16 protein-coding genes are annotated in these 14,421 nt (G+C 45.8%); 6 read left to right on the forward strand and 10 right to left on the reverse strand.

What is annotated here, in order from left to right; all coding sequences use genetic code 11:
- Positions 1 to 82 precede the first annotated feature (82 nt).
- Positions 83 to 1,129 (forward strand): ferredoxin--NADP reductase, encoded by a 1,047-nt coding sequence (locus D2V93_RS02335; RefSeq protein ID WP_119618234.1) that lies wholly within the window; start codon positions 83 to 85, stop codon positions 1,127 to 1,129.
- A 141-nt stretch (positions 1,130 to 1,270) separates the two neighbouring features.
- Here D2V93_RS02335 and D2V93_RS02340 read toward each other — a convergent pair whose 3' ends face one another.
- On the reverse strand, positions 1,271 to 2,047 hold the full coding sequence (locus D2V93_RS02340) for a patatin-like phospholipase family protein (protein WP_119618235.1): 777 nt from the start codon (positions 2,045 to 2,047) through the stop codon (positions 1,271 to 1,273).
- Positions 2,048 to 2,209: 162 nt separating this feature from the next.
- Between D2V93_RS02340 and D2V93_RS02345 the strand changes: the two genes are divergently transcribed.
- From D2V93_RS02345 to arsS, 3 genes are all read left to right on the forward strand, one after another.
- The gene (locus D2V93_RS02345; RefSeq protein ID WP_119618236.1) at positions 2,210 to 2,770 is read left to right on the forward strand and encodes a fasciclin domain-containing protein; all 561 of its coding nucleotides are present in this window, start codon (positions 2,210 to 2,212) and stop codon (positions 2,768 to 2,770) included.
- 319 nt (positions 2,771 to 3,089) lie between these two features.
- Positions 3,090 to 3,425: an arsenosugar biosynthesis-associated peroxidase-like protein gene (locus tag D2V93_RS02350; RefSeq protein WP_072876596.1), complete on the forward strand. Its 336-nt coding sequence runs from the start codon at positions 3,090 to 3,092 to the stop codon at positions 3,423 to 3,425.
- Between the two features lie 117 nt (positions 3,426 to 3,542).
- Positions 3,543 to 4,631: an arsenosugar biosynthesis radical SAM (seleno)protein ArsS gene (gene arsS, locus D2V93_RS02355; protein WP_119618237.1), complete on the forward strand. Its 1,089-nt coding sequence runs from the start codon at positions 3,543 to 3,545 to the stop codon at positions 4,629 to 4,631.
- 67 nt (positions 4,632 to 4,698) lie between these two features.
- Here arsS and D2V93_RS02360 read toward each other — a convergent pair whose 3' ends face one another.
- The 3 genes from D2V93_RS02360 to D2V93_RS02370 all read right to left on the reverse strand — a co-directional run bounded on the left by D2V93_RS02360 (position 4,699) and on the right by D2V93_RS02370 (position 6,663).
- Complete coding sequence (locus tag D2V93_RS02360; protein WP_119618238.1) at positions 4,699 to 5,193, reverse strand: SRPBCC family protein; 495 nt, start codon at positions 5,191 to 5,193, stop codon at positions 4,699 to 4,701.
- Entirely contained in the window at positions 5,183 to 5,509 is a 327-nt protein-coding gene (locus tag D2V93_RS02365) for an ArsR/SmtB family transcription factor (RefSeq protein ID WP_119618239.1), read from the reverse strand. Before D2V93_RS02365 ends, D2V93_RS02360 begins: the two co-directional genes overlap by 11 nt.
- A gap of 215 nt (positions 5,510 to 5,724) precedes the next feature.
- The gene (locus D2V93_RS02370; RefSeq protein ID WP_147377344.1) at positions 5,725 to 6,663 is read right to left on the reverse strand and encodes a hypothetical protein; all 939 of its coding nucleotides are present in this window, start codon (positions 6,661 to 6,663) and stop codon (positions 5,725 to 5,727) included.
- A gap of 399 nt (positions 6,664 to 7,062) precedes the next feature.
- On the opposite strand from D2V93_RS02370, the gene D2V93_RS02375 reads away from it, so the two are divergent.
- The gene (locus tag D2V93_RS02375; RefSeq protein WP_119618241.1) at positions 7,063 to 7,680 is read left to right on the forward strand and encodes a TetR/AcrR family transcriptional regulator; all 618 of its coding nucleotides are present in this window, start codon (positions 7,063 to 7,065) and stop codon (positions 7,678 to 7,680) included.
- Here D2V93_RS02375 and D2V93_RS02380 read toward each other — a convergent pair.
- From D2V93_RS02380 to D2V93_RS02390, 3 genes are read right to left on the reverse strand one after another with little or no spacing between them, the layout of a single operon-like run.
- Positions 7,677 to 8,726 (reverse strand): glycosyltransferase family 9 protein, encoded by a 1,050-nt coding sequence (locus D2V93_RS02380; RefSeq protein WP_119618242.1) that lies wholly within the window; start codon positions 8,724 to 8,726, stop codon positions 7,677 to 7,679. The genes D2V93_RS02375 and D2V93_RS02380 overlap by 4 nt on opposite strands.
- On the reverse strand, positions 8,710 to 9,315 hold the full coding sequence (locus tag D2V93_RS02385; RefSeq protein WP_119618243.1) for a DUF4254 domain-containing protein: 606 nt from the start codon (positions 9,313 to 9,315) through the stop codon (positions 8,710 to 8,712). The genes D2V93_RS02380 and D2V93_RS02385 overlap by 17 nt, the downstream gene beginning before the upstream one ends.
- A gap of 36 nt (positions 9,316 to 9,351) precedes the next feature.
- The gene (locus tag D2V93_RS02390; protein ID WP_072876582.1) at positions 9,352 to 10,284 is read right to left on the reverse strand and encodes a DUF6427 family protein; all 933 of its coding nucleotides are present in this window, start codon (positions 10,282 to 10,284) and stop codon (positions 9,352 to 9,354) included.
- Positions 10,285 to 10,323: 39 nt separating this feature from the next.
- Between D2V93_RS02390 and D2V93_RS02395 the strand changes: the two genes are divergently transcribed.
- Positions 10,324 to 10,545, forward strand: a complete 222-nt coding sequence (locus tag D2V93_RS02395; protein WP_072876580.1) for a DUF6341 family protein — start codon at positions 10,324 to 10,326, stop codon at positions 10,543 to 10,545.
- Here D2V93_RS02395 and purD read toward each other — a convergent pair.
- The 3 genes from purD to D2V93_RS02410 form a co-directional block, all read right to left on the reverse strand.
- On the reverse strand, positions 10,540 to 11,811 hold the full coding sequence (gene purD / locus D2V93_RS02400) for a phosphoribosylamine--glycine ligase (RefSeq protein WP_119618244.1): 1,272 nt from the start codon (positions 11,809 to 11,811) through the stop codon (positions 10,540 to 10,542). The genes D2V93_RS02395 and purD overlap by 6 nt on opposite strands.
- A gap of 268 nt (positions 11,812 to 12,079) precedes the next feature.
- Positions 12,080 to 13,051 (reverse strand): UDP-glucuronic acid decarboxylase family protein, encoded by a 972-nt coding sequence (locus tag D2V93_RS02405; RefSeq protein ID WP_119618245.1) that lies wholly within the window; start codon positions 13,049 to 13,051, stop codon positions 12,080 to 12,082.
- Between the two features lie 6 nt (positions 13,052 to 13,057).
- Complete coding sequence (locus D2V93_RS02410; RefSeq protein WP_119618246.1) at positions 13,058 to 14,410, reverse strand: undecaprenyl-phosphate glucose phosphotransferase; 1,353 nt, start codon at positions 14,408 to 14,410, stop codon at positions 13,058 to 13,060.
- Between the last annotated feature and the right edge of the window lie 11 nt (positions 14,411 to 14,421).

A 14,421-nucleotide genomic window follows, 5' to 3' on the forward strand; every position in this document is an offset into this window, starting at 1 on the left:
ATTTGTTACAAAACCCATCCTTTTTCTAAAATTTAAGGTCAAAAAGAGGTTGAATGCTTAGTTTTGCACCAAAATTTTGTAGATGAGCGATTTTCATGCTTTAAAATTGGCCTCGGTGGATCGGTTGACCCCAAACGCGGTGGCCCTTACTTTCGAAATTCCAGAACAACTGAAAGATGCCTATACCTTCAAGGCCGGACAATACATCACCATCAAACATACCGTGGACGGACAGGAGTTGCGTAGGGCCTATTCCATTTCATCCCCTCCTTCTTCCCACACATTGACCGTGGGCATCAAAAAAATGCCAGGCGGTACATTCTCTGTGTATGCCAATGAAAAGTTGAAGGCCGGTGATACCTTGGAAGTGATGCTGCCCGAGGGAAGGTTTATTTTTGAACCGAACGGTCCCAAAAACATAGCTGCTTTTGCTGCCGGAAGTGGAATAACCCCCATCATGAGCATCGCCCATACCGTATTGGAGAGCGACCCCGCTAGCATCTTTGTGCTCGTCTTTGGCAACCAGTCACCAGAAGAGACCATGTATTTCAAAGAAATACAGGAACTCAAAAAAAAACATACCAATAGGTTTTTTGTGCACTATGTATACAGTAGGTCCCATGAGGAGGATGCCCTTTTTGGACGCATAGAGAAGTCCACTGTCAATTTTGTACTGAAAAACAAGTTCAAGAAAACCCAATTTGATGGCTTTTACCTCTGCGGACCGGAAGACATGATCCATTTGGTCTCCGACACCTTAAAAGACAATGGCATTGCTAAGGAAAAGATCCATTTTGAACTCTTTACAAGCGATGACAGCGAGGATACCCTTGCAGAAGTGCTGGAGGGCAAGACCAAGGTGGAAGTGGTACTGGATGATGAAACCTTCTCCTTCATCATGGACAGAAAAGAGCGGGTGCTAGATGTAGTGCTCAAGGAAGATATAGATGCCCCCTATTCTTGTCAGGGAGGGGTTTGTAGCAGTTGTATCGCAAGGGTCAAGGAGGGTAAGGCCGAAATGGCCAAAAATCAGATATTGACGGACGGTGAGATTGCCGAAGGGTTGATATTGACCTGCCAGGCGCATCCGTTGACCGCTACATTAAAGGTGGATTATGATGATGTCTGATGTTGAAAGTATCAAGTCCAAACATCAAGCAGAAAAACATACACAATTCTGACACGAATTTCACCAATTGTCGCGATTGCACTTTACTATTGATGAAATCCCGGGATCAAACTTCAATAACTGAATAACAGAGCATGGCGGCTAGCGGGCTTCTGACAAAAGTTTTTCTATGGCCCTGCTACCGTGTTCATACCCGATACGGTAGGCGTTTTCGATTCCCTTTTTGTCCAGTACGCCTATTTTTTCCAATTCCGCTGGTTCAATGAACAGGTCGCACTCGTGCAGTTTTTCCTTGTTCGATGCGTGGATCATCAAACTGGTTACCCTACCCGCCAATTGTAGGGAATTCTTCAGGTCTTTCTTCTGTACGGGCACGGTGATGGAGACGTTGCTCCCGATGATGAACTCCATTCGGTTCTCCAGATATTCCTTTGGAAAATTGTTCATGATGCCTCCATCGGCATAGAGGATACCCCCAATGTCCACCGGACTAAAAACTGGAGGGAGCGCCGCGGATGCCAATAGGGGTCTGATCAGTTCCCCTTCGTGAAAGACCCTCTCATATCCACTCAACAGGTCCGTGGCCACTACGAACAAAGGTTTTTTCAGTTTCACAAAATCATCCTCTGGAAAGAAGACCTTGAAAATATTGATATAACGTTCCGTGTCGATAAAACCCGGTTTATTGATGGCAAAAAAACTGTACTGGAACAGTGGGGTCTCCCTAAAAAAGTTGAGCATGCTCTCCACTGAGTTTCCATTGGCATAAAGTGCCCCTACCAGTGCCCCGATACTGGTCCCAGCAACCATTCCGGCCTCGATACCGTGCTCCCGCATGGCCTTGATGAGCCCAATATGTGCCATGCCACGGACCCCACCTCCGGAGAGGACCAAACCTATGGTTTTCCCTTCAAGCATATTGGTTTATCGAATTTATGACCAACAAAGTTAACCTTTTGCACCTCAGATAGGGTTATCCCAATGATGTATTTGGATTAAAAAACCATCAATCTTTCCAAATTTCCAAACCCGCCTACCCATAACTCCGTAAGTGTAGATATAAACTAAAAATGAAATCATATGAAATCTTTTAAGACATTCACCCTTGTATCCGCGTTCATGGCATTTATGGTCTCCGCAACGGGAGTCTCTCAGACCAAAATGGTCGGGGGAGCCCCTATGTACCCCAATAAGGACATTGTTTCCAATGCCGTGAACTCCAAGGACCACACCACTTTGGTCACAGCGGTAAAAGCTGCGGATTTGGTGGAAACCCTACAGGGCGAAGGGCCCTTTACCGTATTTGCCCCTACCAATGATGCTTTTGGAAAACTCCCTGAAGGTACAGTGGAAATGCTACTGAAGCCAGAGAACAAACCTATGTTGCAAGGTGTGCTCACCTATCACGTGGTGGCAGGGAAGTACGGTTCCAAAGACTTGAAACGTTTGATCAAAAAAGGAAAGGGGATGGCCAAACTTACCACCGTAAACGGGGATAGCCTTACCGCTATGATGGATGGCAACTCCATTAAAATAAAGGACGGTGCCGGAAATATCTCATCGGTGACCATTGCCGATGTAAACCAGTCCAATGGTGTGATCCATGTGATCGATACTGTTGTGCTACCTTCTGCAAAATAGTTTTTTGGGTTTTTGGTTAGGAGGGAAAGGGTGGCAAATGCTGCCCTTTCCTTTTTCTGGGAAAACTTTTTACCGACCCTTCGGTCTGTTTTTGTGCATTATGGTCCTTTTTCGACCCTCTTGTCGAAAATTTCTTCGCCTCATCAGACTTTTTATAACCTCCTCATTTTCAAAACCGACCCGCCGGTCTGAATGTTAAATCTTGGTTTCAGTAATCAAAATTGTAATCTGGGTTGCATCGTTTCGACCAAAATCTATAGTGATAATTGTTGTATGTTTAGGTTCATCAACAATAGTATAACCGCTAAAAAAGGAAAACATGGCCAATTCATATTACGACCCTGCCGATCTTCGAAAATTTGGGAACATTACGGAATGGAGCGAAGAGCTCGGAACAAAATTCTTTGACTACTACGGTAAGGTCTTTGAGGAAGGGGCCTTGAGTGCCCGTGAAAAATCCTTGATCGCCCTAGCCGTGGCCCATGTGGTGAAATGTCCCTATTGCATCGATGCCTATACCAAGGACGGATTGCAAAGGGGTATCACCAAGGAGGAGATGATGGAGGCCGTACACGCCGGGGCAGCCATAGAAAGTGGGGCCACTTTGGTGCATGGGGTGATGATGATGAACAAGTACAACAAACTTTCCATGTGATTTGGATACACTTCGCTTTCAGAAACAAGACCGCTTCGCTATTAGATGTTAGAATTCAGACAAAAGCAAAACATACTCAGTATCAAAAGCTTTTGCTACAATCATAGAATTTGATAAATGGAACAAAGCATATTGACCGACATAAAAAACGCTGCAAAAAAATCCTTGAAGGCACGCCATAATGAGCTCGCCGACACCCACAGGCAGATGGATATCCTGAGCGGGGGGCTCTTTGCCGATGGGGAACTCCCCTATTTCAAGGACCAGATTGCCAAAACGGGCCAATTTCCGCTGAAGCCAAAAAAATTGGAGACTCTGCAGATCAATGTGGGGTATATGTGCAACCAGGTCTGTGAGCACTGCCACGTGGATGCTGGTCCCGACCGGAAGGAGATCATGACCCGGGACACCATGGAACTCTGCTTGGAGGTCATCCGAAATACAGGGGCACACACCTTGGACCTCACCGGCGGCGCGCCCGAAATGAACCCCGAATTTCGGTGGTTCGTGGAAGAGGCCTCCAAGGCGGGCATCCAGGATTTTATTGTCCGCTCCAACCTGACCATCATCTTGGCGAACAAAAAATACCACGACCTGCCCGAGTTCTTCAAAAAGCACAACGTGCATGTGGTTTCCTCCATGCCACACTACACTAAGGGTAAGACCGACAAGCAGCGGGGCGATGGGGTCTTTGACAAGTCCATCCAGGCGTTGCAAAAACTGAACGAGGTGGGTTACGGAATGCCGGACAGCAATCTGCGCTTGGATCTGGTCTACAATCCTTCGGGGGCATTTCTGCCTTCGGACCAGTCGGCCATGGAACGGGATTTCAAAAAGGCACTGAAAGCCGATTTCGGGATTGAGTTCCACAACCTTTTTGCCATCACCAACCTGCCCATTTCCCGTTTTTTGGACTATCTCATCGCATCGGACAATTACGAGGACTATATGTATGCCCTAGTGGAGGCCTATAACCCTGCAGCGGTGGAAAACGTGATGTGCACCAATACCATCTCCGTGAGTTGGGACGGCTGGCTGTACGATTGTGACTTTAACCAGATGCTCGACCTAAAGGTCGCCAGTAAGGTGAAGCACATCAAGGACTATAATGAGGACGTTCTTAAGGACCGAAACATTGTGATTTCCCAACACTGCTATGGCTGCACGGCCGGCGCGGGCAGTAGTTGCCAGGGAACGGTGGCTTAGTTTGTCCCAAGAGGTCTTATTCCAAAAGCCTTCATGTAATTGACACACATGGATTTCACTGTATTCTTTATTTCATCGTAGTCAATAGCTGCTCCAAATTCTTTACGGTCGCCTTATATCCTTCGATGAAGCCCATTTCAATCATTTTCTCCATCCGCTCCAATGATTCATTATATATGGTGATGCTTACCGTGGTGATCCCTTCTTCTTCACTGAAGGTATAATCCCAATCCGAGCCGGTGGGAGCAGGATTTTCATCTTTGTCCGCAAAGACATTGTACAGTTTGAAATTGGTCTTTGGGGTGATGGACCTGTACTCTTGAAGTATCCAACCCTCATGCCCCTCCGGGCTTACCATAGCATAAAACCTTTTTCCTCCTACTTCAAAATCCATGTATTTGGTCCTTGCCTTGAACGGGGCCGGTGCCACCCATTGATCCAACAATTCGGCCTTGGTAAAGGCATCCCAGACCAAATCCAGTCCTGCGTCGAACTCCCTTGTGATGTAAACCGTTTTAGCTGCCTTGTCCACGGTAAAATCAAATTTCAATTTATTGCTCATTTTTATCTTTTTTCATGGTTAACAATACTTGGTCAAGCTGATTGAACTTGGCTTCCCAAATCTTTCTAAACTGCTCCAGCCATAGATCCACCTCCTTCATTTTTTCAATTTCAAGCGAGTAATAAATTTCCCTGCCTTGCTGTTCCTGCTTTACCAGGTCACATTCGGACAAGGTGCGCAAGTGTTTGGAAACCGCTTGTCTGGTGATATTAAAATTTTCCGCAAGGGCATTGGGCGTCATGGCATGTACCGCGATCAACGTAATTATGGAACGTCTTGTGGGGTCTGCAATGGCCTGAAAAATGTCTCTCCTCATCTTGATTATTTAAATACGAAACCAATTGGTTGCTAATTTATGCGCAACCCTTCAGTTTCGCAAATTTAATTTGAAAAAAATCAAAGGAAAATATGTATTTGATTGATTTACAATGAACTAATAGAATAGTTCTTCAACGAACCCTACCCTTCATTTGACCAACCCAGAAATCGATTTGTTTTGGAGTTGGGCAGTAGTTGTCAGGGAACGGTGGCTTAGTCCACCACGGAAGGAAATACCCCCCTTGTGCCCATGTCCACAACGGTTTCTCCCAATAAAGGTTCGAATTTTCCATTGCCGTTGCCGTCCTCCCATTCAAAACTGTTGTTGATGGATATGACCACTTCAATATTGATGTCTTCGGTTGCATTGGCGGGTATCACCAAGGCCGATGGAAATTGTCCAGTGACCACGCATGAACCTTCAGGCACCGGAGAGGTATCGCTGATAGGATTGGGCACTGTGGTTTGAATAGCTTCTCCTTGGGTCAATTGGATAAAGGCAAAGCCTTGGATGTTTCCTTTGGTCTCCAATCCAAAATACCCTTGGGCCTTATTCCCGTTCACCGTAACGGTTTGGTCTTCGAGAACGTAGCTCCCGATATAGGTGTTGTACCCCAAAAAGGAAGCAACGATACCGTCCACATCAATATTATCGTCCACCCCTGCGGGCCAATCGGGAATCTCGGTCTCCGCTCCTTCTAGGTTATATATAATTTCATACTTCTGATACCCAACCGAAGCCCTAAAGTATTCATAGCTGCCTGCTTTGACATAACTCAATGGCACACTTAGGGTATTGATCTCTTCATTAAAAAACACCTCGCTATCAAAATCTATGGCGAGTGCTCCCCCGCTTCCCGTGGTTGCAGTGGAAGTAATGGTCACTCCATCATCATAGGGTGTAAATTGATCAGGGTATAAGCCAATAAAGTGCAATCCCAGGACCTTAAAATCGGGGCTTTGGGCAGCATTTCCTTCGGGAACGGATGCTGGATTGCCCAGATTGTCCAAACGTTCTGCCTCCACATCCATTATAAAAGTGATGTTCAATCGTGGTACTTCTTCCCCTGGGTTTCCAGTTGATGGATCATCGGAACAGGAAAGCAGCGAAATTCCCATCAACACGGAAAATAGCAAGCTTGTTCGTTTCATAGTTTGTTTTTTATGTGACTTGGGTTTTTATCATCCTAAACGGACAGTGTAAGTTAAGATATTTGACGTAACCAACAATATACAAAGCATTTGGAATTTTGCGTATCGGTTAATCTTGTTAGGATGCCCTATTACTTTACAATCGTCAGCTTTGAAAATTTCCCAGCCTTACTTATGACGGATGTTTTCTTCTCGAGTAACGGCAGTTTGTGCTTCCTTTTGTCCTAAAAAACATTCCTTAAACCGACCCACAAGTCGGTTTGATTCTGGAGTTGGGCGGTAGTTGGTCGATCTTCCAACATTTTACCGATTTTTCGTACCGCTACGTCCTTAATTCTTTGGGTTGGTCACTTTCCGTGGAATCTTTGCTACAGACCGAACAGTCCAAACCCAAGTCTTATGGAAATGACCCTCAAACGAAGAGAAACCATGCACCGCCTCTGTGGAAAAGGCCTAGAGATCTTCCATGCAAAAGGCTATTACAATACCAGTCTGGACGATATTTTGAATGAACTCTCCCTCTCCAAGGGTGCTTTTTACCATCACTTCAGATCGAAGGAGGACTATTTCATCAATATTGTACAGAATCTCATTGTGCAAAAGGTGTATGCCCTGCTGATAGAGCCCCTTAATACCAACGAAAACCCCTTGCCGGTCATCATCGAGAGTTTGGAGAACGCCTTGGACCCCGGTAAGAAGAACGAAATGGCCTACGGGTTCATGCTGAACGATTTTTTGACCGAATTCAACAAGCGGAACGAGGAGATCAGCGGACAGCTCAAGGAAATCCTCAATGTCTGGGAGGTTAATTTGGTGTCTTTATTGAAAAAAGGGAAGTTGGACGGCCATATTGCCCGCCATGTGGACTGCGAAGGGGTCGCTACCTATGTAATTGCTTCCTATCTGGGCATGCGCTCCTTATTAATGGACAGTTCCAACAAGCAATTGAGGTACCAGTACATCCAACAGTTAAAGCAATACTTTAAATCCATTGCTTCACACCACGTTGCGGCCTAAGCTTCCAAAATCGTCAACAGCTTGTCCACTATGCGTTGTGGAGGGATAGTTTCCATGGCCGATTCGTAACCTTTGGGCATTTTGTTTCCATAGACCGAAGTGGGAATCAGCGGATAGGTTTCCCTGTCAGCCAACAGTGCATTTTCCATGGGCTGGGCAAAAGGGTAAAATCCTGCAAAAGGATGTGTGACCCCCCAAATCGTGACCACGGGAATGCCATAATTTGCCGCCAAATGGGCATTGCCACTGTCCATGGACAACATGATATCCAAGTTGGAAATCAGCTCCAATTCCTCTGAGAGAGTCAGCTTGCCTGCCATGCAGAGCGCGTTTTCATGGGCGGCCGCCACGTTTTCCAACACAGTGACCTCCTTGGTTCCTCCTCCGAACAACAATATTTTACACTTATTGGTATTGTTTAGTTCCAAGATGACCTTATCCATGAGCTCTAAAGGGTACATTTTGCCCTCATGTGCCGCAAATGGTGCCACGCCGACCCATTTTTTGGTATCCTGTGCCACCAAACGCAATACTTTTTCCGATAATGGTAACCGTGGTAAGGGTTTAGCTTCGGAGATGTCGATGGGGTACCCCAATTGGGCCAAAACATCGGCATAGCGTTCGTGTGTGGTCCTCAACGGTTGGAAAACTTTGTTCCGACTTCGGGTCAGTGCCTTTTTTTCCTTTCTTCCCTTGTCTATCTGCACAAAAGGGATTCTTTCAAAAGCGAAGTATTTTTTGAGTATCCTGCTGCGTAGCACATTGTGAAGGTCGGCCACGGCATCGAACTGCAAGGGTTTCAATTCTTGGTAGAGCCGCCAGAGTCCCATCAAGCCCTTATGGCGTTTTTTTACATCGGCCTCCAGCACGGTGACCCTTTCCAAACCATCAAATATGGGCATGAAGGGTTTTTTGGTGAGCACTGTGATATGAAGGTGTGGGTATTTTTGGGTCAGTCCATTGATGATCGGGACCGTCATGGCCACATCGCCCATGGCCGATAAGCGAATCAACAAAATCCGGGTGATGTTACCCTTTTTGTCCACGGAGCACTGGGTTGAGTTCCTCGTCGTTGTACATTTTCATCTGTTTGTAGACCTTCATGTACTTGTTGCCCATTTCAATATCGTCCAACAATTGGTCAATGGCGGCGGAAAGGTCCTTTTTCTGTTCCAATAGCACGGCCAGTTTGTCCGCACATTTTTGGATGTGTTCCGGTGAGGCATCGCTGCGGTTCACCTCTTCCTGCATGTGATAGATCTTCAGGGCCAAAATGGAAAGCCTATCAATGGCCCAAGCGGGGCTTTCGGTATTGATGGTAGCTGTTTCCAAGGGCTGTACCGATTGGTATTTGCCCAGAAAGTAGCTGTCAATGTATTCCACGAGGTCGGTGCGGTCCTGATTGCTGGCATCTATTTTGCGTTTCAGGTCCAGCGCATCCACAGGGTCGATCTCGGGGTCACGGATGATGTCCTCATAATGCCACTGCACGGTGTCTATCCAGTTTTTTCGATACAAGAGGTGCTCTATCTTATCCTTTGGATAAGGGTTCGTAAATTCTTGGTACACGTCGTCCTTTATGTGGTAGGTGTCTATACTTTTTTGGAAGATCCCAAAGGCAAAATCGCTGAACATGGCGCATCATTTTGCGCAAAGATATTGCTTTATGGATTAATCGTTGATCTGGAGCACAAAAAGCAACAGGGACACTACGGTGAAAAGAATCAGCACGATCTCGCGGCGCTTGGGTTTTTTCATCGCCTCAAAATAATTGGCCATAAAGACGGATGCGGGGAAAAAGGTGATCAGAACGGGTGATTCGTCCGCCGGGGTAAGGAGCGTTATGACCACGCCCAGAACAAAGGCCAAAAAAATGACCCGGAGCTGCAGTAGCTTGCCCCCTCCCACGTTCCGCAACCTCAAGAAAACCACAAAGGCCACCACCAAAACAAAAAGGATATAGACCAGGGCCTTGACATTCAATACCTCAAAAAAGGAATCCGTTCTGAAAATCCCAAGTGAAAATTGATAGTGTTCCTGAAAAAAATCCAAGGAATCGTTCAGCTTCAAAATGGTGAAGGTCAGGATAAAGATGGTGGCCACCCCCACCAAGGGCACCAGCCAATTCTTGAACGTTTTCCGATCATACAAATTGATGACCACAAAGACCAAGAGCAAAAAAACGAGGGCCCAATCGTAGAAAAGGCTCGCCACAGCTATCAAAAGTGATGCATCAAAAATCTTGTGCTTTACGTTCCTTATGGATTTGATGGACAACAGCCGCCAAAGGGCCAAGAGTAAAAAAAAGTTAGTGAAAATGGCATTTTTTAATTGCAGGTTCTCCGAAAAGGCAGTCACCAAGAGTACAAAAAAGAGGATGGTATAGGAGTTGAAGTCCGTGATTTTTTCCGTCCTCACCATCTGGTTGATGATGAAAATGCCCAACAGCAATGTCACAAAGGTCAAGAGTTCGATGGGGACTACATCGTTGATCTTTTGCTCGCCGAGCCCCAGAAAAACATTGGTGAAATAAAAAAGGAACAAAAAGATGGCAAGGACAATGTAGTTTATGGGCTTTGTTTTTCCGAAAAAACTTGAAATCATCCTTTCTTTTGCTACTTTTGTAGCGTAAATATAGCCAAGATGAGCAAGTTTTTTTATGGTATTGAGGACTTATTTGTAAACTACCTTTTTGCCCCTTTGGATTTTTTCCGTTTCATGCACAGCTGGTGGGGTGCCAACACCATCAACTGGATCTTTTCCATCATCGGCTTCATCGCCATGGTCTATTGGATGAAACAGTTGAAGATTTTTAACGACAACAACGAGGAGGATAAGAGCATCAGCTCACACTCTTATCTATAGATCGAATCCTAGGTCTTTTCTGAAGTACATCCCATCAAAATGGATCTTTTCCATGTTTTGATAGGATTTTTGCAACGCATCCTTAAAATCCTTTCCAAAGGAAGTGACCGCGATGACGCGTCCGCCGTTGGTGACCACTTTTCCATCGGACAGCTTGGTGCCTGCATGGAACACGATGGAGCCTTCCACGTTTTCGGTCCCCGTAATCTGTTTTCCCTTTTCGTAGGCTTCGGGATATCCGCCTGAAACGGCCATTACCGTTGTGGCTGCCCTTTCATCGATTTGTAGGTCCACCTGGTCCAATGAGCCGTTGGCCATGGCCAAAAGTATCTCTACCAAGTCGCTCTTCAGCCTTGGGATCACCACTTCGGTCTCGGGATCGCCCATCCGGACGTTGTATTCGATCACTTTAGGCTCTCCCTTGACTTTGATCAAGCCGATGAAGATGAACCCCACATAGGGCAAATTATCCTTTTTAAGGCCCTCTACCGTCGGTTTTACGATTCTGGCCTCCACCATATCCATAAAAGCCGAATCGGCAAATGGAACCGGGGAAATAGCTCCCATGCCGCCCGTGTTGAGTCCGGTGTCACCCTCACCGATACGTTTGTAGTCCTTCGCGGTGGGCAAAATCTTATAGTTAGAACCGTCTGTCAACACAAAACAGCTCAATTCGATGCCGTCCAAGAACTCTTCAATCACCACTGTGGCACTGGCAGAACCGAATTTGGAATCCAACAGCATCGACTTCAATTCAGCCTTCGCTTCGTCCAAATCCTGAAGGATCAACACACCCTTGCCCGCGGCCAATCCATCCGCTTTGAGTACATAGGGTGGCTCCAGTGTTTCCAGAAAGGCATAGCCCGCTTCCACCGAATCCGACGTGAAGCTTTCATAGGCAGCCGTAGGGATTTGGTGCCGCATCATAAACTCCTTTGCAAACTCCTTGCTCCCCTCGAGGGCCGCCGCTGCTTTTTGGGGTCCGATCACGGGAACATCCTTTATTGCTGAGTCGTTCAGGAAAAAATCATGTACTCCATTCACCAAGGGGTCTTCCGGTCCCACTACCACCAAATCGATTTGCTCTTTGAGCACGAGCTCTTTTATGGCGGCAAAATCATTCACCCCCACCTCAACATTGGTGGCGATTTCGGATGTGCCTGCATTACCTGGGGCTACAAAAAGGTTTGCTGTTTTGGGGCTTTGTGAGATTTTAAGGGCCAAGGCGTGTTCTCTTCCGCCAGATCCCAGGACCAGAATGTTCATGAATCGATGTTTTGGCAAAAATAACCCAATTCAATTTGAATTGAGGCCCAAAGTGATTTTTCAGGGAGAATTTCAAAAATATTTGGGAAAGCATTTGACACGAATTGCACGAATCAGCACGAATTTATCCCCTATATAGTTGATGTTTTAAGCGAATGAAAAACTCATGCCTGTTGTGGTTCTAGATTTAATTTTGACAGGTCGAGGATTTTTCGAAAGAAAAATTGTATCGAGAACCCGAACTTCGAATGACCCGATTGACTTGCCTTTAGGGCAAAAAGTCCCTGTGTGCTTCCCATAGTTGGTCGTGTGGAAGGGATTTAAAGTAATCATATACTTTTTTGAGCCCTTCGGAGCGGTGTACCTTGGGTTCCCATCCCAAAATTTCCTTGGCACGTGTGATGTCGGGCTGTCGTTGCAGGGGGTCATCCTGCGGTAAAGGCTTGAAGACAATTTTTTGGTCCGTCCCTGTAAGTTTGATAATCTCCTCAGCAAATTCGAGGATGGTGGTCTCATCCGGGTTGCCTATGTTGATGGGTTCCACATAATCGCTCATCAACAAGCGATAGATTCCTTCAATCTGATCATCGATATAGGTGAAGGATCGGGTCTGGGAGCCGTCGCCAAAAACCGTCAGATCTTCGCCTCGTAAGGCCTGACCCATGAAGGCGGGTACCACACGCCCGTCGTTCAACCGCATGCGGGAACCGTAGGTGTTGAAAATCCGAACAATGCGGGTATCCAGTCCATGGTGCCTGTGGTAGGCCATGGTGATGGACTCCATAAAGCGTTTGGCCTCATCATACACTCCTCTGGGTCCGATCGGACTCACGTTGCCGTAATAGTCCTCGTTCTGTGGATGTACCAAGGGATCACCGTACACCTCGGAGGTGGAAGCCACCAAAATCCTTGCTTTATGGTCCCTTGCCAGCCCCAAAAGGTTCAGCGTGCCCAAAGAACCTACCTTGAGGGTTTCAATGGGAATTTTTAAGTAATCGATGGGGCTTGCGGGTGAGGCAAAGTGGAGGATATAGTCGATTTTACCGGGCACGTGCACAAACTTGGACACGTCGTGGTGGTAAAAATCGAACCGGTCCAAGTGGAACAGGTGCTCTATGTTTCTGAGGTCGCCCGTGATAAGGTTGTCCATCCCGATGACATGGTGGCCTTCGGCAATGAACCGGTCACAAAGGTGCGATCCCAAAAATCCTGCTGCTCCGGTGATGAGTGTTTTTTTCATAATGGCTTAATACGCTTTTGCTTCGCCTTTGATCGCGTTGAGCACGGTTTGTACGATAATCTTTATATCGAGGAACATGGACCAGTTTTCGATGTAAAAGATATCAAACTTGATACGGTTCTGAATGTCATTTTCGGTTTCAATCTCACCTCTGTACCCCCTTACCTGTGCCAATCCCGTGATCCCTGGTTTCACAAAATGCCGGACCATGTATTTGTCCACACTGGTCGCATATTCGTTAGTGTGCTTTACCATATGGGGCCTTGGCCCTACAACCGACATGGTTCCGAACAATACATTGTAAAACTGGGGGAGTTCGTCAATACTGGTTTTTCTGATGAACTTCCCGATTTTCGTGATCCGCATGTCATTCTTTGTGGCCTGTATGTCATCGGCATTGTTGTTAGGGGCCATAGATCGGAACTTGTAACAGTAAAACTCCCTATTGTCTATTCCGTTCCTGGTCTGTCTGAAAAAAACCGGGCCTTTGGATTCCAAAGTAATCAAAAGGGCCAACAAAGGGGTCAACCACGAGAGGATTCCCAATATCACAATCAGGGAAAAGACAATGTCAAAGGTCCTTTTCAAAAAAGCGTTTATGGAATCGTCCAATGGGATATCCCGTAGCGAAAGGACAGGGATGTAATCGTAATATTCAAACTTGAGTTTTTTGGAAAAGATGTTTTTGTTGTCCGGTATAAACTTGAGGGTCTTTAGGTTGTTGTCCGCAAAGTTGATGAATTGTGAGATTTCCTCGTTCTTCAACTCTGAGACCGAGCAGTAGATTTCATCAATGTTGTTTTCAAGAATATAATCGAAGCAGTACTGTATTTGAAACCCCACTGATTTGGGTGAAAACTGTTTTAGAAAATTATAACCATATTCCCTTCTTTCGGTGAAAACCATTCGCAACTGATCGGTCTTCTTGTTTTTGCCAATAATGACGACGTTCCTCAAATTGCCCTTGACCCTTTCCCTGTATTCCATCAACAGGAAATAGCTAAGCAATTTCATTATTGAAATTATGGCAAGGACAAAAATGAAATATTCCCCCAGAGCCAATCTACTTATGACGGGCTGCTTAAAAAAGCCGATAAAGGCATATAGGGTCAAAAAGAAAAAAGCAAACTGAACAAAAATCAACCTCACAATATAGGTCACCTTGGAAAACCTATATATGGTGTAAAATTCATTCTTTATCGAAATTACAATCCATACTATCGTAATATATGCATGAATCAATAAAGGTGTTTGGAAGTTGATAGGCAATAGATATAGGAACACATTTAGAACGGCCAAATCAATTACATATGAAATGGGTGTGATGATGTTTGAATATCTATGTTGTTTGAAAAACATTTGAAAATGGT

It is taken from the genome of Flagellimonas taeanensis, assembly GCF_003584105.1.
GTDB classification, from domain to species: domain Bacteria; phylum Bacteroidota; class Bacteroidia; order Flavobacteriales; family Flavobacteriaceae; genus Flagellimonas; species Flagellimonas taeanensis.